This window comes from Streptomyces sp. NPDC059201, assembly GCF_042754585.1.
Lineage (GTDB): Bacteria > Actinomycetota > Actinomycetes > Streptomycetales > Streptomycetaceae > Streptomyces.
This window is the reverse complement of record NZ_JBHZBB010000010.1, coordinates 326,645-346,697: the sequence shown is the minus strand read 5'-3', so window position 1 is coordinate 346,697 and position 20,053 is coordinate 326,645. Positions and strand designations below refer to the sequence as shown.

At 70.2% G+C, this 20,053-nt stretch carries 21 protein-coding genes and 1 pseudogene; 3 read left to right on the top strand and 19 right to left on the bottom strand.

Annotation, left to right across the window (positions count from 1 at the left end; genetic code table 11):
- From ACFXMG_RS29620 to ACFXMG_RS29575, 10 genes and pseudogenes are all read right to left on the bottom strand, one after another.
- Positions 1–270 (bottom strand): annotated as a pseudogene (locus tag ACFXMG_RS29620) (hypothetical protein); the annotation flags it as partial.
- A 93-nt stretch (positions 271–363) separates the two neighbouring features.
- The gene (locus ACFXMG_RS29615; protein ID WP_383816428.1) at positions 364–519 is read right to left on the bottom strand and encodes a hypothetical protein; all 156 of its coding nucleotides are present in this window, start codon (positions 517–519) and stop codon (positions 364–366) included.
- Between the two features lie 750 nt (positions 520–1,269).
- Positions 1,270–2,979, bottom strand: a complete 1,710-nt coding sequence (locus ACFXMG_RS29610) for a relaxase/mobilization nuclease domain-containing protein (protein ID WP_383816430.1) — start codon at positions 2,977–2,979, stop codon at positions 1,270–1,272.
- A 4-nt stretch (positions 2,980–2,983) separates the two neighbouring features.
- Entirely contained in the window at positions 2,984–3,478 is a 495-nt protein-coding gene (locus ACFXMG_RS29605) for a plasmid mobilization protein (RefSeq protein WP_384338867.1), read from the bottom strand.
- Positions 3,479–3,714: 236 nt separating this feature from the next.
- Positions 3,715–3,900: a hypothetical protein gene (locus tag ACFXMG_RS29600; RefSeq protein WP_383816436.1), complete on the bottom strand. Its 186-nt coding sequence runs from the start codon at positions 3,898–3,900 to the stop codon at positions 3,715–3,717.
- Positions 3,897–5,039 carry a DUF2637 domain-containing protein gene (locus ACFXMG_RS29595; RefSeq protein WP_383816438.1) on the bottom strand — a complete coding sequence of 381 codons (1,143 nt, stop codon included), beginning with the start codon at positions 5,037–5,039 and terminating at the stop codon, positions 3,897–3,899. The genes ACFXMG_RS29600 and ACFXMG_RS29595 overlap by 4 nt, the downstream gene beginning before the upstream one ends.
- Positions 5,036–5,719, bottom strand: coding sequence for a WhiB family transcriptional regulator (locus ACFXMG_RS29590; protein ID WP_383816441.1), 684 nt, complete (start codon positions 5,717–5,719; stop codon positions 5,036–5,038). The genes ACFXMG_RS29595 and ACFXMG_RS29590 overlap by 4 nt, the downstream gene beginning before the upstream one ends.
- A gap of 122 nt (positions 5,720–5,841) precedes the next feature.
- Positions 5,842–6,594 carry an ATP-binding protein gene (locus ACFXMG_RS29585; RefSeq protein ID WP_383816444.1) on the bottom strand — a complete coding sequence of 251 codons (753 nt, stop codon included), beginning with the start codon at positions 6,592–6,594 and terminating at the stop codon, positions 5,842–5,844.
- Positions 6,591–7,700 carry a hypothetical protein gene (locus tag ACFXMG_RS29580; RefSeq protein ID WP_383816447.1) on the bottom strand — a complete coding sequence of 370 codons (1,110 nt, stop codon included), beginning with the start codon at positions 7,698–7,700 and terminating at the stop codon, positions 6,591–6,593. Before ACFXMG_RS29580 ends, ACFXMG_RS29585 begins: the two co-directional genes overlap by 4 nt.
- A 655-nt stretch (positions 7,701–8,355) precedes the next feature.
- Entirely contained in the window at positions 8,356–8,520 is a 165-nt protein-coding gene (locus tag ACFXMG_RS29575; RefSeq protein WP_383816449.1) for a hypothetical protein, read from the bottom strand.
- Positions 8,521–8,748: 228 nt separating this feature from the next.
- Between ACFXMG_RS29575 and ACFXMG_RS29570 the strand changes: the two genes are divergently transcribed.
- A complete protein-coding gene (locus tag ACFXMG_RS29570) occupies positions 8,749–9,786 on the top strand; it encodes a LuxR C-terminal-related transcriptional regulator (protein WP_383816451.1) in 1,038 nt (345 codons plus the stop codon).
- A 57-nt stretch (positions 9,787–9,843) separates the two neighbouring features.
- Here the strand turns inward: ACFXMG_RS29570 and ACFXMG_RS29565 are convergent, their stop codons facing one another.
- The 9 genes from ACFXMG_RS29565 to ACFXMG_RS29525 all read right to left on the bottom strand — a co-directional run bounded on the left by ACFXMG_RS29565 (position 9,844) and on the right by ACFXMG_RS29525 (position 17,573).
- Positions 9,844–10,473 (bottom strand): response regulator transcription factor, encoded by a 630-nt coding sequence (locus tag ACFXMG_RS29565; protein WP_383816453.1) that lies wholly within the window; start codon positions 10,471–10,473, stop codon positions 9,844–9,846.
- Between the two features lie 550 nt (positions 10,474–11,023).
- A complete protein-coding gene (locus tag ACFXMG_RS29560; RefSeq protein WP_383816456.1) occupies positions 11,024–11,926 on the bottom strand; it encodes an aKG-HExxH-type peptide beta-hydroxylase in 903 nt (300 codons plus the stop codon).
- 102 nt (positions 11,927–12,028) lie between these two features.
- Positions 12,029–12,184 carry a hypothetical protein gene (locus ACFXMG_RS29555; RefSeq protein WP_383816459.1) on the bottom strand — a complete coding sequence of 52 codons (156 nt, stop codon included), beginning with the start codon at positions 12,182–12,184 and terminating at the stop codon, positions 12,029–12,031.
- 109 nt (positions 12,185–12,293) lie between these two features.
- On the bottom strand, positions 12,294–13,187 hold the full coding sequence (locus ACFXMG_RS29550) for a protein kinase (protein WP_383816462.1): 894 nt from the start codon (positions 13,185–13,187) through the stop codon (positions 12,294–12,296).
- Positions 13,188–13,203: 16 nt separating this feature from the next.
- Positions 13,204–13,839, bottom strand: a complete 636-nt coding sequence (locus ACFXMG_RS29545) for a hypothetical protein (RefSeq protein ID WP_384902645.1) — start codon at positions 13,837–13,839, stop codon at positions 13,204–13,206.
- Between the two features lie 5 nt (positions 13,840–13,844).
- A complete protein-coding gene (locus tag ACFXMG_RS29540; RefSeq protein WP_383816467.1) occupies positions 13,845–14,576 on the bottom strand; it encodes a hypothetical protein in 732 nt (243 codons plus the stop codon).
- The gene (locus tag ACFXMG_RS29535; RefSeq protein WP_383816470.1) at positions 14,573–15,217 is read right to left on the bottom strand and encodes a hypothetical protein; all 645 of its coding nucleotides are present in this window, start codon (positions 15,215–15,217) and stop codon (positions 14,573–14,575) included. Before ACFXMG_RS29535 ends, ACFXMG_RS29540 begins: the two co-directional genes overlap by 4 nt.
- Positions 15,214–17,100, bottom strand: a complete 1,887-nt coding sequence (locus ACFXMG_RS29530; protein ID WP_383816473.1) for a radical SAM protein — start codon at positions 17,098–17,100, stop codon at positions 15,214–15,216. Before ACFXMG_RS29530 ends, ACFXMG_RS29535 begins: the two co-directional genes overlap by 4 nt.
- 38 nt (positions 17,101–17,138) lie before the next feature.
- Complete coding sequence (locus ACFXMG_RS29525) at positions 17,139–17,573, bottom strand: NUDIX domain-containing protein (protein ID WP_383816476.1); 435 nt, start codon at positions 17,571–17,573, stop codon at positions 17,139–17,141.
- A 287-nt stretch (positions 17,574–17,860) separates the two neighbouring features.
- On the opposite strand from ACFXMG_RS29525, the gene ACFXMG_RS29520 reads away from it, so the two are divergent.
- Positions 17,861–19,168 carry an XRE family transcriptional regulator gene (locus ACFXMG_RS29520; RefSeq protein ID WP_383816478.1) on the top strand — a complete coding sequence of 436 codons (1,308 nt, stop codon included), beginning with the start codon at positions 17,861–17,863 and terminating at the stop codon, positions 19,166–19,168.
- A 347-nt stretch (positions 19,169–19,515) separates the two neighbouring features.
- Complete coding sequence (locus ACFXMG_RS29515; protein WP_383816481.1) at positions 19,516–20,040, top strand: hypothetical protein; 525 nt, start codon at positions 19,516–19,518, stop codon at positions 20,038–20,040.
- The last annotated feature ends 13 nt before the right edge of the window (positions 20,041–20,053 follow it).

The following is a 20,053-nucleotide window of genomic DNA, read 5'->3' as shown; positions in this document are numbered from 1 at the left end:
CCCGATCACGGTGACGTCGTCGCGGTCGCCATCACCGGTTTCCTTCTGACGGGTGTAGCCCTGGCCGAGGTCGGTCTCGTCCAGCAGCCGCTTGGCCAGGGCTGCCGAGGTGAGCGGGGCGTCTGCGGGCTTTGCGGCAAGAGTCGACTTCCCTGCGGGGGCCGGAGAGGAGCTGGAGGGAGCCGGGATCGAGTTGTCCTTCGCACAGCCCGAGACGGAGAGGGTAGCGATGGCGGCGAGGGACAGGACGGTGGAGACGCGACGGTGCACGGGAATCCTTCGGTGGTCGGGCGGGCTGACGGCGCCGGGCCCGAAGCAGGCTCTCTTCCGGCGGTCTCGGGCGGGATCGTGGGTAGGGGCGGGTCAGTGGCCGAGGTCCCGCAGGCCGTCGTCGTACGTGTCGTGCCGGTGAGTGACCGGGCCGCTGTGCCGGTCGTACCACGTGGTGTCGAGGCAGGGTTCGTGTTGTTCGTGGCCGGCGGGGCAGCGCAGCCAGACCTCGTCACGGAGGCTGATCACGATCCAGCCGCGATAGGACCCGCATGTCCCGCACGCCCGGACGTCTCCGTCGACAACCAGGGGGTGGGGGTGTGCCATCATCAGCCCCTCCACGTCCTGGCGCACCACAGTGGGAGAGTCGAGTGGGGGCTCCACATGTGTGGCGCTCACCTCCCGGGCCCACTTCCATGCTCCTTGTTGCTGACGAGCCACACGCCTACGTCCGAACACGTCTCCCCTTCCTGTGGCGCTTCCGTCGGATGGGGATCGTGCCGCGAGGGGTCAGGCAGCTTCAACTCTGGGAAATGCCAATGTCATGTCGCCGAGTGCTTGGCGGCGGATGCTTCGGTAGGTGGCAGGGCCTTGGTCTGCTATCTCGTGTGGGTCTGGTCGTCCCGCTGGCGGAAGAGGCCGCAAGACCACAGTTCGCACCTGAGGGCGTTCTCCAGCAGCACGGTCTGGGTGCCGGAGGCAGATCGCCGTTGACTGCACTGGTCACGGTGGGGTGGGCTGGGGGAGAGGGGCACGGCCCGTCCAGATGGGTGGCCGGGGAAGCGTCAGGGGCAGCCTGACCTCGGGCCACTCGCCGTCGGCGAGATGCTCCTTCGGGATAACCTCGCGCGCCATGTGGCCCTTGGTCAGATCAGTCTCAGCGATCTCGCGCACGGGACTGGGGGAGATCCCGCGGAGGCGAGGAGAAGTAGCGGCACGTGGCCGTCGCTCTGCCGGTTGTAGGGGCCCCGAGGCTAAGGGGCGGAAGGAGTGGCTCGACTACCGGCGCCGGTGGCCGCGCTGTTCCCTCTCTCGTGCTGTTCCGCTCGACGGCGCCGTGCCAGAGCGGGCGGCGGCTGGCATGCCGGTCGCGTCTGCGGGGAGGTCCGCGGTCCGGCGGAGGCGCCAGACGAGGACGTCGCTGACCGACTCGGCGGTGCCGAGTTCGCGCCGGCCGGCCGCGTCGGCGAGCAGGGCAGCCGGGTCGTGGCCGGCGGCCTCGGCGTCGGCGAGGGTGGCCGCCAGGGCGTACCAGCCTTCCTCGGCGAGGACCTGGTCGGCGAGGTGGGGGACCGCTGCGCGCACGAGGGAGGTCTGGCGCTGGAGCAGGGGACGGGCGAGGTGCCGACCGCGCTGGTGGAGCACGGCGAGTGGGTGGCCGGCGGCAGCGCGGTAGGCGGCCCGAAGGTACTCGGCGGCCTGCTGAGCGGCCTCGGCCTGCTGCGCGTGGTCCTTCCTCGCATGCCAGTGAGCGGCGGCAGTGATCAGGAACAACAGCATGTCGATCGCCATGGCTGTGCTCGCGCCGTCCTCGCCGCGCCCAAGGGCTGTCCCACCGCGGACGAGGTCGCGGGCGGCTTGCCGCAGGGCACGGTCGTGGCCACGTTCAGCGCGGACGTGGGAGCGGGAGGCCCGCTCGAACGCCGCTGCGGCTTCACGCAGTTCGCGCCGGGTGTGGGCGGCGGACGTCTTCGAGAGCGCGTCGAGGACCTCTCCGGCGGCGGCGATATGGGCGGCGGCGACGCCGTCCTGGCCGTGCTCGACGACCAGGACGGCCTGCCAGGCGGCAGCCGCCGCGCTACGCCGCGCTGTGGCAGGCGCCGCGGGAACCGAGTGCAGCGGCTGGACCGGGTCGCCGTCTCGGGCGGGGGAGCCCGCGGTCCAGCGTTCGCGGATGCGGGGAAGGGAGAGATCGGGGGCGAGGCGGGCGCCGGGGTAGTAGACGGGCTCACCCTTCGCGTTGCGGTCGTCGGGCAGCGCGACCTTGTAGCCCAGGAGGTCGCCGGAAGGGGCCACGCGCGTCTTCACCAGAAGGCCGACGGCTGCCAGACGGCCGAAGAACTCCTCCTCGCTGACGGCGCCGGCCACAGCCCGGCGCACGGTTTCGCGCAGCTCCTCGCGGGCGGTGCGCTCGCGGCCCTGGCGCGCCGCCTTGTGCTGCTCGGCGCTGGAGGGCCGCTGGGCGGCGGTGCCGTCGCCGGGCTTGAGGCGGCGCAGTCCCAGCTCCTGTTCCAGGAGGCGTGCCTCGGCCTGGACGCGGACGGCGTCGCGGTCGAGGTCGGGTCGGTAGCCGTCCTCGCGGGCGAGGGTGGCGAGGATGTGGATGTGGTCGTCGGCGTGCCGCACGGCGACCCAGCGGCAGCCCGCGCCCTGGTCGGGGTCGTCGATGCCGGCGGCGGCGACCATGCGCCGGGCGATGTCGCCCCACTCCTCGTCCGTGACGATCCGGTCGCCGGGCGCGTTGCGCACGGACAGGTGCCACACGTGCGGCTTCGCCCGCTGGTCGTCGGTGAGGAGAGCGAGGGGCTGGTCGAGGAGCTGCTGGAGCTGCTTGTACGTGGCCTCGGCGTCGCGGCCGGGGTCGGGGGCGGCATGGTCCCAGGACGCCACGAGGTGCGGGTCGGTGTGCTCCTCGGCCTTGCCTGGCCCGTACAGGTAGTAGAGCAGGCCGATGGTGCGCTTCCCGCGCTTGTGGATTCTCGGGACCATGTTCCTAGCGGCTTTCGAGGAGCTTGTCGGTGGCGGCCTGGACGCGCTCGGCCGCCCGGCGAACGGCGTCGAGCACGGCGTCGAGCTGAGCGTCCGCCGGGCGGCCGCCGGAGTTGACCGCCCTCGTCAGTTGGTTGAGGTTGTTGCCGACGTGACCGAGGTGCCGGCGGGCGGCGAAGACTTCGGAGATCAGCTCGCGTTCGCCGGCGATGGACCCGGCGGCGGATTCCGGGTCCCGGGCGGCGGCGAGAGCAGCGCGGGCGAGGAAGGCGGGAAGGCTCGTACGGGCGGCAGCGGCGGCGTCGACGAGCTGCTGCTTCTCGGCGGTGCTGAGACGGACGCTGCACACGTAGGAACGCTTGTCAGGATCGGGCTTCGGCGAGCGCTTGCGCGAAGCGGTCTTCGCGGCACGGCGCTTGCGGCGGGGCTCGGGCTTCTCCGGCTGCGATCCGCCCTCGGTCGCTGCCTCGTGGTCCAGCACCCCCTGGTGCTGGACCACTCCCGCTCCCTCCGGGGCGGGACCGGCCAAGACGCGCTTCCCCGACGGGGAAGAGTGTCTTGGCCGATAACTTGCTTCTCTTGGGGACGAGTTGGTCCCCAGCTGAATGGCCGAGGGGAGGGGCGGTTCCTGCGAGTCCGGCATGGCCTGCGTTCTCGATTCGGGGAGGAAGTGGGACCGCTCCGGACGGAGGCCGGAGCGGTGGGGGTCACGGGCAGTCCTGCTGGCGGGGGGGACTACCCGCATTCGAGGCACCGGGCGACATGCCCGGACAGATCCCGGGCCATGCGGTGCTTGCTGCCCATGGCCAGCCCCGCGCTGCCGTTCGCGGCCGAACCGCGGCGGGCGGCGTGATTGAGCAAGTAGGTGGTCTCCTGCTCGTACTTCGCCCGGATGCGGGCGAACTCCTGGCATGTCTTCATCGGTTGCTCCTAGCAGGCGTGGGCTGGGTGGTACGCAGGAGGGCCAAGACCGGGGTCAGCCGCTCGTTCCGAATCGGGATCTTGTGCTCGCGCATGATCTTGCGGAGCTGCACGCGGGTGACCGCCTCATTGCCGTCCCGCTCCAGGACATCAGGGACGTGGGGACGGACGAGGTCGACGATCTCGTCCACGGTCAGCCGGGGACGCCGGCCTCCTGCTCCCGGGGACGGTTCCTGGCCGCCCTCGGTCCTCGTGCCGGTCCCGGTGCCGGTCCCGGTGCCGGTCTCGGTCCCGGTCCCCGTCCCGGTGCCCATGCCGGTGTCGGTCCCCGTTCCGGTCTCGGTCCCGGTCCCCGTCCCCGTGCCGGTGTCGGTCCCCTGGTAGGTCCCGGCCCCCATGTCGGCCGCTGTCCCCGCTCCGGTCCCGGTCCCCGTCCCGGACTCGGTCCCGGTCTCGGTCCCCGTCCCCGTGCCGGTGTCGGTCCCCGTCCCGGACTCGGTCCCGGACTCGGTCCCGGACTCGGTCCCCGTCCCGGTCCCCGTCCCGGTCCCCGTGCCGGTGTCGGTCCCCTGGTAGGTCCCGGTCCCCATGTCGGGCGCCGTCCCCGACTCGGTTCCGGTCCCGGTTGCGGTCCCCGCGTCGGTCGTGGTCCCGTTCCGGGTCCCCGGGGTCGCCTCTTCATGGGTTCGGGTCTGCGGGGCGACGAGCTGGTGGATCTGCCGCATGAGGACTCCGAAGGCGAGCAGGGCGGCGGTCGGGGGGACTGCGGCGACGATGTAGTCGAGCAGCGGGACCGGTCCGCCGCTGCCGCCCCGGACGCCGGCCACGTTCAGCGCGATGGAGCCCACCGACCCGGTGACCGTCAAGCCGATCGCCCACCAGTCCGTGACTCGCCTCAGCCCTGCCCGCAGCATGAGCAGCTCGCCGGTCACGATGAAGGCATCTACTGTTCCCGGCCATGCCCACTGCCTGGCGCGGGCACTGCCCAGCCCGTGCTGGCCGGCGACTTCGGCCAGGTGAGCGTAGGACAGCCAGAAGGACGCGATGGTCAAGGCCACGATGACGGCGCCGGCGGCGATCAGGACGTACCGCTCAGCCGCCCGCTGAGCGGCGCGGCCGGTCGGGTGAGGGTGAGTCATGCTGCCTTTCGGAGGTTGTCGACAATGACGGGGGTGTGGACGTGCCGGTCCACCGGGACGACCGCGTCGCCCGGGCGCACGGCGTCAGAGCCGTCCGTGTGCTGGACGCTGCTCGGCGGCGGGCCCTCCGCGCTCGACTCGCCCCTCTGGGCCTCCGTGGCCGGGGCGGGATCGGCGTGCACGTTGTGCCGGTCGCGGTCCTCGATGGCGCGGGCTTCCTCGCTCATCACGTCGCGGGCCCACTCGACCGTGATGCCCAGGACATGGGCCAGGCGGGTCGTGGTCCAGCCCCGGGTGCAGGCGTACCGGACGACCGCCTTGCGCTCCAGACTGCTGAGGTGGACGTCCCGCCCGTTGATCGCGGAGCGCACTCGGGCGTAGTCGAGCCGGCTGTCGAGCTTCTTGCGCCAATTGGCGAGCTCCTTGAGTGTCAGGCCGCCCCACATGCCGTGCTCGACCTTGTTCTCCAGCGCGAAGGTCATACAGTCCCGCTGCACGGGGCAGGCCGCGCACACCTGCTTGGCCTGGTGACGGTCGCGATAGTTGCGAGGGCCGTGGAAGAAGAGCCTGTCCGCTTCCTTGGGGTTGATGCCGTAGCAGGCGGCGCGGGAGTGCCAGCTGTGGTCGGCGATCGAGCGGATGGTCGGCTGCGGACCGGTGTTGGTGGTGATGTAGCGCATCAGGGTGGGTGTCTTTCGGGTACGCCTCGGGCTTCCTCAACGCCGCGGGGCGGCGGAGGCGCGGGGTGAGGCGGAGGGATGGGCCCGGCTGCGGCGGCGGGCCGAGGAAAGGGAGGCGCGTCTCAGCGCTGGAAGCGACGGTCGGGGCCGGTGAAGCGGACCGGGGTGCACATGCCGGACAGGCGGCTCAGCACGCGGTCGCCGACCACGTCACGCAGGACCGGCTGCCGGGCGGACTCGGCAAGCTCGCGGACCGGCGCCAGGTTCGTGGTGAAGATCGTCGGCAGCTTGTTCTCGCTGCGCCAGTTCACCAGCCGGAAGAGGACCTCTTCGTTCCACGCCGACACCTTCGCCGCACCGACATCGTCCAGGAGCAGCAGCGGCACCCGGACGATCCGGCGGAGCTGGTGCTCCAGGTCCACGCCGGCCTGCGGCCGGGTGTCGCCGAACAGATCGGCGGCGGTGGTCGCGTGCCAGGACACCCCACACCCGGTGGCCGTCAGCGCCCGGATCGCGGCGTACGCCTGGTGCGTCTTGCCGGTCCCGAGATTCCCCCAGAGCATCAGCGACGGCCCGTGCATGATCCGTCGGCGTCCGGACGCGCCGTACTGCGGGTTCAGCCCGCCGGCGGACGGGGCGACCGCGCCCTCAGAGACCTTCCGTACCCAGGCGGCGACTTCGGCGTGCTCCACCAGGGCTTCGCGGTAGTCGATCGGGATCCGCAGCTGCGCCGCCTCCAGGGCCGGGATGGGCTCCGGGGTGTCGGGGAGCGCGGCGGCAGGGTTGATTCCGCGCTCGGCGAGCTTGGCCTCCAGGCGGGCTCGCAGACGCTCAGGCACGGGCGGCTGCGGGTCGTCGAGCTGGTAGCGGGTCACAACCGGCCTCCGAATCCGGTCGGCTCGGCAGCGGGGTCGAGGTAGGGCACGTAGCCGGAGGTGGCCCAGGGCCCCGCGCCGGAGGCGCCGACGGCGGTCGGAGGCGGTGAGGCGTTCAACGCCTCGTTGACCAGGCTCGGCAGCACACTCCCGTGCAGGCCCTTCAGCCGCAGCCGTTCCAGGGCACTCCGGATCACCGCCGGGTCGAAACCCTCCTCCAGCAGCCCCTTCACCTGGCGGCCGACAAGCCCCACGACGTCCTTCGGAGGCTTGTGCGCGGACTCCCGTATGTATTCGGCCACCAGCGCCTTCGCCGAAGTGCCGACCGGACCGGTACGCGGGGCGGGGGCATCGCCCCCCTTAGGGAAAGATCCTGGATCCAGGATCCTAGATCCAGACGCCGCACCCTCGCGAGCCCTTGCCGAATCGTCGCCGAATCCCTTGTGACCTGCGGATTCGCCGGATAGCCCCGAGCCGGCTCGGGCAGGCGGCTCGTCGCTACTCACCCGCACCGGCCCGCCGCTCACGACCTCCTCCGAGACGGCCGGCGGCTGCACGGCGGCGGCCGAATTCCGTGTGTCGAGGCTTCCACGAGGTTGGGACGAAGCGGCCCGTGCGGTGCGCGGGAGGCCGGGGAGCGAGGTGCGGGGGCGCTCGGCCGTCGGGCATGAGTTCTTCGTGCAGGCACCGCACTTCTGGTGGCCCTGGTGGGCCGGGCAACGTGGGCGCCGGGAGGCGGAGGGCCGGTCGATCTTCTGGTGCTTCTCCCACGTCACCACGTGGAGGTACGCGTTCCCGTCGCAGCCGATGTAACGGCAGATCAGGCCGGCCTCGGCGAGCTGCTCCAGGTCAATGGCCACGTTCGCCGGCGTGTGGTCGGCCCGCAGGGCCCAGAGCCGTCCCGCGATGATCGCGGCGTGGTCACGGAAGCGGCCGGAGTCGTCGGCTTGGGTGAGCAGACCGAAGAAAGTCACCATCGCGGTCACGCTGACCGCTGCCAGGTCCTCGCTTTCGAACGCCTCGGGCTTGATCGTTCGGATGCGGGCCATCAGACAGCACCCCCGTGGGCGGGGTTGCGAACGGGGGCCGATGTCGCGCGGGCCCAAGGGTTCGGTCTTTCGCGGCGAGCAGCAGACATGACATAATCTCCTGAGCAGTGAAGCCGCACCAATGGTTCTGTGAGAAGGATCGGTGCGGATGAAGGTGATCTCCGACCCTTGCCTGGGCGGAGCATCGTGAGCGTCCGGCGTCTGAGAGTTGCCTCTCTCAGGCGCCGTCGCTGTTTCTGCCGTCTATCCGGCGCGACGGCTGCGCGTGCTGGTCATGCCTCTCCTCTCCGTCCACTCTCGCCGGACGGGTTGCCCGGCGAGCGACGACGAACATACGAGGACCGTGCGGCAAGGTCTAGACATAGCTCTACAACCCCGTACAACTTCTCGTACGGCCCCGACAGGCGGCTGTTCTGGGCGAGAACAGATGCGCGGCCTTGTCGTCGGCGACGGGCAGGCATCGAAGCCGGCGGCGCGCTGGGCACGCAGCGACAACGATGCTGGGCCTCGTCCGCGTCTCGCCATCGAGGCTGACGGCAAGGACTGTCTCCCTGACCGCCTGGACTCGGCTAGGACCGCAGCTTCGGGGGGCATCGTCACCGAGGTGCCCTGGTCCGGTCAGAGGGCGCCCCGTGGGGCGAAGTGGGGGCGTGCGAGAAGCGAGCGCTGCCGCCCCGCATGAACGACGAATGGGGCGGCACTTTGCAGACTGCTAGACGTGCGTCGGGCTCTTGGCCTCACTGATGTCCGCTGGTGCCGAGTCCCAGTTCGGGTCCGCACGCAGGACGTCGTCAGCGGCGGGTGTCATGCACCCGAGCGAGACGAGGGCGACGAACGTCGCAGCGGCGATGGCAACGCAGTTCTTGATCTGCTTCATGGGGTCTACCTCAGAGGTCATGGGTTGGTCGGCTTCGCGCTGCAGCCCCGTGTTGGGAAGGCGTTCTCCGAGCATGCAAGAGGAAACCTGGTTGTGACCTTTTCACCCCTTTGTCGCACGTCAGAGTGCGGCTGCCCCCCTGGCGGGTCACCCTGGTAGAGGTGCCGCAGGTCGTTGACCTATTTTCTCCGCCGCAGACGTGGGGATCAAGGAATCGCAGTTGCGTCTGTGCGCACCTTCGCGTGGACGCAACTGCGGAAAGAGGCAGGAGGTACGGGGGTGGTGCCTGAACCTTCCGAACGGACGCCAGCCGCAGCTGCAGGTGGTCTTTCCCCGGAAGCGCTGAGCCTCTACAAGAGAATTGGCCAGGGCGACGTTGCACACCAAAGGGACGAGCCCGGACTGGACGAGCTTCTCGACTACGCCCTCGTGGTCCCCAACATCTACGAGGAAGAGATGTACGTGCAGGCCGATCCCTTCCGCACCTGGAGGCATCAAGTTGACCAGGCGCGGCAAGAGATAGCCGACGCTGTCGTTCGTCTGCAGACGCTGGAATCCGTCTTCGAAACGCTCCCCGGGAGAGCGGAGCGAGGTGAGGCCGGAATCAGGTACATGGCAACGAAGGACGAAGCCAACGGCGCGATCATCACGGCGCTGGCAGCGGCCCGCACGCGCGTGCACACCGCGCACCCCATATCGCGCCCTGGCCGGTCGATGAAGGCATCACTTCCGCGCGATATCCAGCTCTTGGAGCGGGGCCTCGCCCTACGCACCATCTACGCGGACGAGGCGCGCATGAGGGATCCGGAGAGGGTATGGGCTGAGGCGGTGACTCAGTACGGCGCGCAAGTGCGCACCCTTAAGGGACCTTTTCGTCGCATGGTGCTGATTGATGACGCATTCGTCATCGTTGGTGATCACGTGGCGTCTTCGATTCGGAAGACAGGCTGGAAAGTGAATCATCGGGGGCTGGTTGCCTTCCTGTCGGAGGTCTTCGACGATCAATGGAGGCGGGCCGAGCCCTGGCTGGGTGAGCAACGCGGACAGGAATCTGCGGAAGCTGTCACTACGCCGATGACCAGGATGATCCTCGAGGGACTCAGTAAGGGCAGGACGCAAGCAGCGATCGCCTACGACCTGGGTGTGAGTACCCGTACCCTCACGAACCATCTGACGAAGCTGTACGAGCGCCTGGGGTTCGAACCCGGCGACCAGTTCCGGCTCGGGCAGTGGTGGGCATCGTCGGAGGAGCGCCCGACAGACTGACAGCACTCCGGCCGGATCGACGTTGAGGGAGTGCCCATGCACGCGATGCCGGGCTCGCTATATGAGTCCCTGTCGCATCGCGTACGCCACCGCGTGCGACCGGTTGCGGAGTTGGAGTCGGGTGATGACGCCGTGCAGCACGTTCTTGATGGTGCGCTCGGAGTACGAGAGCTTCGCGGCGATGTCCGCCGTGTCGTAGCCCTCCGCGACCAGGCGCAGCACGTCCACCTCGCGCGTCGCCAGGCCGGTGAAGTGCAGCCCACGCGGGGCGAGGACCTGGCCTTGGAGTCGGCCGACCTCCTCCAGGAGGCGGCCGAGCAGGTCGGAGGGGAGGTATCCGGCGCCCTTGGCGACCGTGCCGATGACGTGTACCAGGTGCTCCGATGTCGCCTCCGCGCGCCGGATCACCCCGGCGACTCCGCACTCCGCCGCGTTCACCAGCTTCTGCTCGTCGATGTCCGTCGTAACGAGGACGGGGCGGGCGGTGCTGGTGCGGCAGATGTTCCGCAGCAGCCGCAGCGTCTCTTCGTCGACCGTGTCCACGACTAGCACGACGACCTCGGGCGCCGGGTCGACGGCCTCTCCCCACTCCGTCATTGTGATCTCTGGGCGCGGCCGCAGCTGGCTGGCGACGCCGGCCTTCGAGATCGGGTCCTGTGCGAGCACGGCGACCGCAGTTCTGTCCATGGCCCAGGCGCTCAATTGGTCACGGCCAGCGCAGTGGATGCGGCTTCGCAGGCCAAGCGAGCTCCGTCACGATACTGCTGAGGAGAGGCCAGGGTGCCGGGGGAGAGGGGTGGGGCCACGTGGATCGGAGCCTTTCTGCTGGAGACCATGGGGGATGGTCGTTGGGTCGGGATCTAGTGCGCCTCCCACCACGAGCGGATGGGGGCTGCTCCGCTGCCCTTGGCGAGGGATCCGTCCGGGTGACGGTCGGGCAGGCCCAGGGGTTGTTGTTCGACCGGGGTGAGGATGGGGTCTTTGTGAGGGGCGGCCGGGGGCGGGCTAGCCGAGGACGGTGAGCCGGGGCCCGGGGTGGCGGCCGAGGAGGGCGTCGACGCCGGACGGGTGCCCCCGGACCTCACCGAGACCGTTCCTCCTCGCCTCCGATTCCGGGTGTGCCCGTGTCCGGGCCGTGGTGGGGCGCACGGGAGCTGTTGTTGGAGCTCGGGCAGATGGTCCGGTGTTTCGGGGGCCTTGGCCGCTGCCGTGTGGATCGACTGGGCCTGGAGTGGGACTACAGCGCGAGTGCCATGGTGTACACGGTGTGCAGGCGCTGCCGGAGCACGGTGTGGGGGATGAGGGTGAGCGCGTTCGCGTGATCGGTGGTGGTGGCGGCGAGCAGGCGGCGCTGCTGGTCTAGGTAGCCGGTCAGGAAGCGGTGGACGGCACCGCCAGTCTCGGCGAGGACGCGGGCGGTGTAGATCATGGTCAGGGGGAAGGCCCAGCAGGCGTGGAGGAATCCGAACGCGGGCCTTCGTGCGTTTCTCCAGGGGGAGTGGAACGTCGCTTCCTCGCTGAGCTTGCACTCGGTCGAGGTCAGGGCGTCGTTGAGCCAGTTGTGGCCGGCTTCGTGGATCTGGTCCCGCGCCAGCACGACAGGGTCGTCGACGTGATCGGTGTAGACGGTTCCCGGAAGTCGTGTGATGGCCCAGCTGACGAGGGAGTCGGCGAGTGTCTTGCGCCGGAGGAGGCAGGTGACGACCGCGTGGTCCGCCAGCAGTTCGCCGAACCCGTTTCGGCTGGCCGTGGCGTAGGCGGCCGTGGCGAGGGCGAGTTCGTTCGCCGGGGCGACGGTGGTGTCGGGGCCCAGGGCGTAGTAAGCGGTGTCGGAGATCGAAGACCGCTGCATACGGCTCGGGTTGGGCGAGACCACGATGCGGTGGCCGACGGCGGTCGGCGTGGCCAGGGCGGGACCGTTCGCGTCGGGGTGAGCCTGGTACCAGTCGAAAGCAGGGGTGTTACCGGCCCGGGCGGCGGCCTCGGCGCCTTCGAGGGCGTGATGGGCCAGGCAGTAGGCGTCGGCCGGCCGCTCGGTCCTGCCCACGGAGGTTCGGAAGAGGCTGTGGATCTGCCGTGTGCGTTCCAGGTGCAGGGTCTGGATGGGGGAGAAAGCGAAGTCGATGGCAGGTGCGGGCACGAGGGGGGTCCTTCCGTAGGCTGGGCCTGGGGCCGGCCCCGAAGGAGCCGGCCCCAGGATGACCACCGGCGGACCGCCGCCGGCGTGTCAGTGCGTGGCGGCTCAGGCGTCGGTGCCCTCGGAGGCGGTCTCGGCGGCGGTCCAGCCCTCGGCGGAGACGCTGGAGGTGTGGGCGGTGGCGCGGACGGCGTCCTCGCCGTCGCGCAGGGTGTCCACGGCGGCGAGGAAGGACTCGGGGGTCGTCTGGTTCTCGGTCATGATCGGTTTGTCCTCTCGATGTTGGGGTGGTCGGTGTCGTGTGCGCGGGCAGGGGCAGGGGCGGGGGTGCTCGGGCGGATTGCACTGCGCGCCCTCCTTTCGAAGGGTGCTAGGGGCCGCGGTGCGGTTGCGGCGCGGAACTCGGTTCGGCCGCCCGCCGGAGACCGTTGCGCAGGTCCGTCATGGTGGGGCGATCCCTGGGGTCGGCCGCGAGCGCGCCGGTGAGCAGCGGGCGCAGTGAGGCGGGTGCGGAGTCCAGGCCGTGGTAGCCGTGGCGCGGGATGTCGCCGGATGTGAAGCGGTGGACCAGGATCCCGAGGCTGAACACGTCGGCGGCCGGGGTGGCGGCGTTGTAGGACGAGGCGTATTCCGGGGGCCAGTGGACCTCCGGTCCACGACCGGCGGGTCCTCGGGGTGTGGTGGTGAGCCGGGCGGCGCCGAGGTCGGTGATCATCCCGTGGCCGTCGTGGACGAGGACGTTCTCCTGATAGACGTCGCGGTGCACGATGCCGCATCCGTGCAGGTGGGTGAGGCCGGCCGCGACGTCGGCCAGGATGCCCAGCCCCGCGGCCGTGGTCTTCTCGTCGTGCGAGGCGGAGAGCCAGGAGCGGAAGGACCCGCTGGGGCAGTAGGGCATCGTGTACCAGTCGAACCGGTCGGTCGTGCCTTCTGCCAGGAGCGGAGTGACGTGCCTCGCACCGGTGGCGGTGCGGGCGAGCGCGATCTCGTGCCGGAAGTCCTGCCGGGCGAGGGCGCGTTCGGGCGGGGTCATCTCGGCGTACCAGTAGAAGCCGTACGCGGCCGGACGGTCTTCCTCGTCGAGTTCGGCGAGGACGTGGTTGCTGCCGAATCCGGCCTTGAGGACTACGGGCGGCTGGTCGTCACGGCTGACGAGGGCCAGGGTGCTGGCTCGGGTGAAGGAGAGCAGGCTGTGGACCTGCCACCCCTCGGTCCCGAGCTGGTCGAGGACCCAGGCGGCAGGGTGCATCGGATGCAGACGCATGTCGGGGGTACTCCTCCTACACGTGCGCCGTGGGCGCGGGGGCTTGGCGTAGGGCGCCCAGGCACAAGGCGGTCAGCGTGTCCAGGTCGGTGCCGGTGCTGCAGGGGTGCCGCAGGACCGGCAGCCCGGTTGCCTCCGCCCACGTGATGGTTGCCTGGTCGTAGAGGTCGGCGAGGCGTTCGGCGATGTCGGGGCCTTCGCCGAAGCGGCGTCGAGTGACCCGTTGCGTGAGTCGTTCGTGGCACAGATCGGCCGGCGTGGTCAGCAGGACAGTCAGCTCAGCGCGCGCTGCGCGCACCTGGGCGAGCTGCCGGACGCAGTCGGCCACGGGCAGGTCGTGGACCAGGGCGAACAGGCAGGCGGTGGACAGGGTGAGCCGGTCGGCGACGACGTGCCCGCGGGCGAGGGCAGGAGCCAGGTTGTGGCGGCCGTGTAGCTCGAGGTCTCGTCGTACTGCGTCCATCGCCGTGGGGGTGCTGGCGGTGCGGAGGCCGGAGCGCAGCTGGACGATCGCCCGTGTGGCGGGCAGCGAGAGCCAGGAGAACTGGCCGAGGTGGCCAAGCGGCAGGCCCTCGGCGAGTGCGGCGCGGAGGAGCCGGTCGCGCAGGGTGCTCTTGCCCGCTCCGGAGATACCCTCCAAGGCCAGCAGCATCCCCTTCACCGCTCGTCGGCTTCGGCGGTCAGCCAGCTGATGAACTTCGCGCACCGTCCGTGGACCACAGGCTCGGTGCCGTGGGCGAGCTGGGAGCCGTAGAGCAGGGCGGTGCCCGGGGTGGGGCTCACGTTCCAGCGGGTTCGGGGCATCTGGGTGAACCAGTCGGCAGAGTGGTCGGCACCGTCGTGCGCCAGCCACATGCCGTGCGCGTAGCCGTTGCAGGGGGCGTGGTCGAGTTGGGTGCTCCACAAGCGGCTGTTGGAGGAGGTTTCGACGTAGAACCCGCCACCGGCCTCCGCCTCGCTGATCACCACGCTGATGCCGGCGATCTGCCGGGGCCAGGCGCTGGGGTCGGGGGCGATGCCGTCGAGGTGGGAGGTGATGTGCTGGCCGGGCCCGTACTCGACGTACGTCCACGGTCGGCACGTCGTGATCGAGGGCATGACGCGGGACAGGGCGGGGCGGGCGCGGTCGAAGGCGTCCTGGAGTAGCCGCTCGGCCTGCTGGGGGATCCTCGGGATCTCCACTCGTCCGGCCGGCTCGTAGACGGCCATGGCCTGCTCGGCGGAGTGGCCGGGGATCTCGTGGATGGAGCTGGTCCGTTGGTCATCGAAGTGCCCTCGGCGCTCCTCGGTGAGGAAGGTGCGCATCAGGGCGGCGAGCTGGTCCCGTTCGGCGGGGGTGAGGAAGCCTTCGACACTTCCGGTGGTGACGGTCTCGGCGATGTGGATCACGAAGGGGTCCTCCTCGATTCGAGCACGCGGCGAACGTCGCCCAGGCCGCCGGTGCAGTGGTTGAGCCAGCTGGCCACGGGTGACTGGGCGGTGGCGTCCGGTTCCGTCCACAGGATCAGCAGCTCTCCGGTCAGCGGGAGTTCCTCCACGCCAGGTAGACGCTCAGAGGCCGGCGGTTCGGCGGCGAGCCGGTCTGGAGCCGTACACGAGGCTGGGTGCTGGGCTGCGAAGACCCGTCCCAGCCGGTAGGCCACCGCGCGGCCACAGTCGCGGACGAGCTGAGAGCCCGGCTCGTTCTGGTAGTAGGCGCGGTACTCGGCCGTGGCCCAGCTCCTGCCCACCGCCATGGAGGCTGAGGTGACACGGCAGGTCGCGCAGCACTCGTCGGACGTGTGCGGGCAGGGTCGGTGGCCGTCGGGCAGCTCGGCCGCGATCTCTATGAGCGCTCCCCACGCGGAGCTCTCCAGTACCGCGGCGCGGGAGCGTGAGCCGCGAGCCTGGTGACGGCAGCAGGCCGGTCCTGGCATGGGCGTTCTGCCCGCGCTCGGCGGCTCGGGGGCGATGAGCAGTACGTGGAAGTAGACAATGCGTCCGAGGAGCTGGTGGACGGTCAGCTCGTGCAGACCCCGTTCGCCGCTCACACCGGAACCCCGTCATGGAGGGGTGTCTCCGGTGCCGGAACGGGGCAGGCGCATCCGTAGCTGGTCGGTCGCTCGTGGCCGAGGGCGCCGGCGACGATGCGGGTCGCCTTGTCCACGGCCGCGAAGTACGACCCCCAGTCGTGTCCGGGTGAGGGCAGCAGGACCAGATCGAGCACGGGTACGCCTCGCCCACTGGTCTCGCACTCCAGTTCGGTGCGGCCCAGTGTCACCTGGACGGAAGCGGGCAGGGCGGGCGCCGCGGCGGTGGCCGCTCGGCACAGCGCGGCGGCCACGCGGGCGCACTCTGCCCGGTCGCGCGGGAGGATCCCGATTCGGCGTTCGGTAGGCGGCATGTCGAGGCCGTCGTACCGGTGGCCCTCGCAGCTGTCGTACGTGACACAGCCCCACGGGCCTGTGATGGCATCGACCAGCGGACGGACGCCGGTCTCGATCGCCTCGTACCACTGGGGGTGGGCCGGGTCGAGGTCGTCGGCCTCGTGAACACCCGGTTCGCCGACGGTGTTGATGTTGCCGTACGTGCTGGTGTGCAGCCTTGCTGGCAGGGGTTCCTCGTCGCGGTGGCTCCACCGGGCGAGGAAGCCGTCGACGTCTCGCATGCTGTTCGGTGTCCGCGGGCGCCAGCGGGCCGTGCGGCACCAGGCGCCGTCCGGATGCGCGGGCTGAGCGAGGAGGGCCGCGATCCCGTCGATCATCCGCATGCGGTAGTCGCAATAGGCGTCCTGGTCCCCGAACTTCTCGTAGCGCCAGCGGGTGGCGATACAGCCCCCGCCGCACGCCGAACGGTAAGAACAGCCGGCGCACCGTTGCATCAGGTCTTTGCCCTGGCTCAGCAGAGGAAGCCGACGTTGGGCGGCGGCGATCCCCGGCTCCCCGGTCACCAGGTCGATACGGCCGATCTGGGCCTGCGGCCAAGGGAGTTCGTCGCAGCTGCCCAATCGTCCATCGGGGTAGAGCGTGAAGACGTGATCGCACTTCAGATCGGAGAAGTGACAGAAGCCGGTGCCCAGCCCCTGGAGTCGGCGGATGGTCGACACCGCCGGTTCCAGCTTCAGCCGGGTGAAGTACCCGGCACCGATCCACCGGGTCGTGGAAGCGAGGACGAACTCCGCGTACTGCTCCGGGCTGACCGCCCAGGCCGGGCCGCCTTCGGCGCCGACGGCCACCTGCTGGAGCAGCCGGCTCGCCGGAACCCGTCGACCGGAGACGGCGGTGGGCCGCTGCACGGGGGTGTCGAAGCAGGGAACGAAGCTGACGGCGTTGACCGCCTCGAACCCGGCCAGGTGATCCAGGACCTCCTCGGCGCGACCGAGGACGGCCGGGGTGACCGCCGCGATCACCCCGGCTTTCCACCCGCGGGCAGCCAGGAGCCGAAGGGCGGCGGCCACCTTCGGGTACACCGGCTGACCGTCGTATCCGACCCTCCAGGCGTTGCCCTTCGCGTCCCCGTCCAGCGAGACGCCGATCCGCAGCCCCGAGTACGCGGACTCGAACAGGTCCAGCCAGGCATCGTCCAGTGCGATGCCGTTGGTCTGCATCGAGACACGGACTACGGCCGGCTCCGCGGCGAGTTCGTGCAGTACCTCGGCGATGTGCGCGCGGCCCGCGGTCAGCGGCTCGCCGCCGTGCAGTTCGACCGCGAGACGGCGGCCCGGGAAGATCTCAGCGAGCCGGTGTACCTGCCCGGCGTCGATCCGAGCTCCCCCCGGGGCCTCCTTGCGCTTCTCGTAGCAGTACAGGCAGTCGATGTCGCAGGTCTCCCCGCGCACCTTGAGGATCACTGAGACGGCCGCCTTGCCGTCGTCGGTCTCCAGGCTGCGGTACAGCTCGTCGATCGGGCTGTGCCCGGCAGGTGTGCTGTGCATCGGCTGCCTCCCTGTACGGGTCGAGTAAATGGGTGGGGTCAGACGTCCAGGAGCCCGAGCAGCGCGCCCTGTCCGGACTGCAGCACATGTGCGGTCTTCAACGGGATCCAGAAGCACTCGAACCGGGTCGGCTCCTGCTCGCCGTCGTGGTCCTCCTGGCTCGCCCACCGCTCGGGGGTCGGCTCGGTCAGCTCCAGAAGGAAGACGTGCCGCTCCTGGATCTCGGGGCGGTACGGGCCCATGTCGTACTCGGTCACGCCGAGCTTGCGCACGATCTTGAAGTCCTGCAGGCCGGTCTCTTCGCGGGCCTCGCGCATCGCCGCCGCCTCGGGCGTCTCGCCCTCGCCGATGCTGCCGGCCGGGACCTGGACGCCGACCTCTTCCCAGGGGAAGTCGACGTGGCGGTGGACCAGCAGCTTGCCGTCGCGCACGATGTAACACAGCGCCTTGGCCTTGGTGACCTTCTCGGACACGGGGGTTCTCCTCAGGAATCGTCGGAACGCGCCCGCCGGCCACACCCGAAGTCGGGCCACGAGGGCCGGCCGGGGCGGAAGCGCTGAGTTTAGGTCTCGCGAGGAGGCTCTCGGCGGAGTCCGCAGAGGCCGAAGGGACCTGCCGCTTGAGGCTGTCGCCGTCTCTCGTGCAGGACTTCGAGGATGGCTCAACTGTCCATACCGACAAAGGGGTTGCCGGTAGTCCCTCGGTAGTCCCCTCGGTCGAAGGAGACACGGAAGGCCGGAGACGGTGCTTGTATAGCGGTGTGGACCAGTTCACCCACCCGCTCGCCTACGCCCGATGGCAACGCGGACTGACCGGGCCCGACTTCGCGGCCGAGGTCCGCGCCGCCGCGGCTCGCCGTGGTCTGCGCTCCGGGGCGGACAGGCAACGCGTGCGGAAGTGGGAGCGGGGAGTCGTCCCCGACGCCGACACTCAGCACGACATCGCCGAGGCTCTGGGGATGCCGGCCGACGCTGTCGACCCGTCCACCTGGCCGAACTGGCTCCTTGGGGGCGACACGGGGATCGTCCCCCTCGGCCCGTTCAGCACCGTGCCCGCTCTGCGAGAGGCCCTCAGCAGCACTATGGACCGACGTGCGTTTCTTTCCGCTTCGGGTGTGGCCCTCACCGGCCTCGCCGCCGCCTGGGCAGGTGCGGGGCCCGTCGACCTCTCCTCCGCGAAAGGCGGCCCGAGCGTGGGAGGCGACCTGGTCACCCTGCTCGAGGACACCACGCAGCGCCTCAGCTCGATCGCCACCGAGCAGCGTCAGCACCTCACCGGGCTCCTCGACGGGCACCTCGCCACCGTCACCGACCTGATCGAGCACGGCCGCTACGACAAACCGACGGGTCAGCGGCTTCACCACCTGGCGGCTTCCCTCGCGCAGACAGCCGCCTGGCACCGCTTCGACCGCGGACAGCACACGACCGCCACGAAGCACTGGGTCGGCGCCCTCCACAGCGCCCAGGCCACCGGGGACCGCGACATGGGCGCCGCCATGCTCGGAGACCTCGCCTACCAGGCGGCCTGGTGCAAGGACCACCCCACCGCCGTAGGCATCCTCACCCACGCCATCACCCGCACCGACCACCCCGCCGCGAGCAGTCTGCTCCACCTCCGCCTCGCCCGGGCCCTGGCCGCCCAGAAAGACGAGCGGAAGACCCGACGCGCCCTGACCCAAGCCGAACGGCTTCTCGCGGCCTCGACCACGAGGCCCCTGCCCGCCTGGTGCTCCTGGTACGGCGAAGCCGACCTGGCCGTCGACACCGGCCAGGCCCTCCTCGACCTCGGCGACACGGCCCGTGCACACCAGCTGATCACCGAAGGGCGTGCCCTTCTGCCCCCCGAGCGTGACAAGACCCGCGGAGTCTTCCTCGCCTACCAGGCGGCCAGCCACCTCGAACTCAAGGAGCCGGAGATCGCCGCCCGCACCGCCGGAGAAGCTCTCCGACTCGCCCGCCGCATCGGAGCACCGCGCTGCGAAGCCCTCGTCCAGGACCTCGTCCCTGCCTTCCGGCACGTACGGACCGCCGAGGGCGTCGAGGAGTTCCTGACCCTGGCCGCCGGCTGACGAACGGAGAACGCACCTCCTGGCCGGCGCTCTGTCGCGTGGCCTGACGGCGCCCCTCAATCGCTGCTCACACCCCCTCCGAAAGCGGCGCGCCGGACTCACCATCCCGGTCAATGAACGTTGCGACCTTCTGGGTGAGGAGGGCCTCGAAGAAGGCCGCTGCCTCGTCAGTACCTGTGCTGGGGGCGTGGTTCTGGGGCGGGCCGGAGCGGGTGGTTGCGGCCATCATTGGCTGGAACGCTGCTGCCTGGCGTGCCGAGCGAGTTCCTGGCCGTTGCCGATCTTCCTTGCGGTCGTTCTAGGGCAGGGATTGTCCCATTTCGGGCGATCCGCGAGAGGAGAAGAACATGGGATATCGGTGGTTCGCGAAGGCGGCTTCGGCTGCCGCTGCTCTGGGTGCGGCCATGGTGGTCAGCGTTCCCGCGCCGGCGGTCGCGGTGTCGGAAGGCACGGTGTGTACCGGCGACACCGAGGAGGTCTACGGCCAGGACGGCTACGTGTGGGCCAAGGTGGAGACCTGTTACCACGTCAAGGATCAGAAGGTGTACCCCGCGGCCCGCGTGAACTGCAGCTACAAGTGGGGAGGCGAGGCGGGCCTCTGGTACTACGACAAGCCCTGCAACGTGACCATGACCTTCAAGCTCGAATCCCTGGACGCCAAGCACGCCATCTACCCGGACACCTACCTCCGGCGAAGTGGCCCCAGTTCGTACGACATCGTCGGCGAGGAAGGGCTTACCTGTGAGCAGGCAGCGAACGGCGTCTTCGTCGGCGGCGGATTCCGGGCTTCGATGTACTGGGACAGCAGCACGACCACCGATGCCATCGGCCGTATGAACGGTTCCTACGTCAGGACCAACCCCTGCGCCTGACGGTCCGTATCGG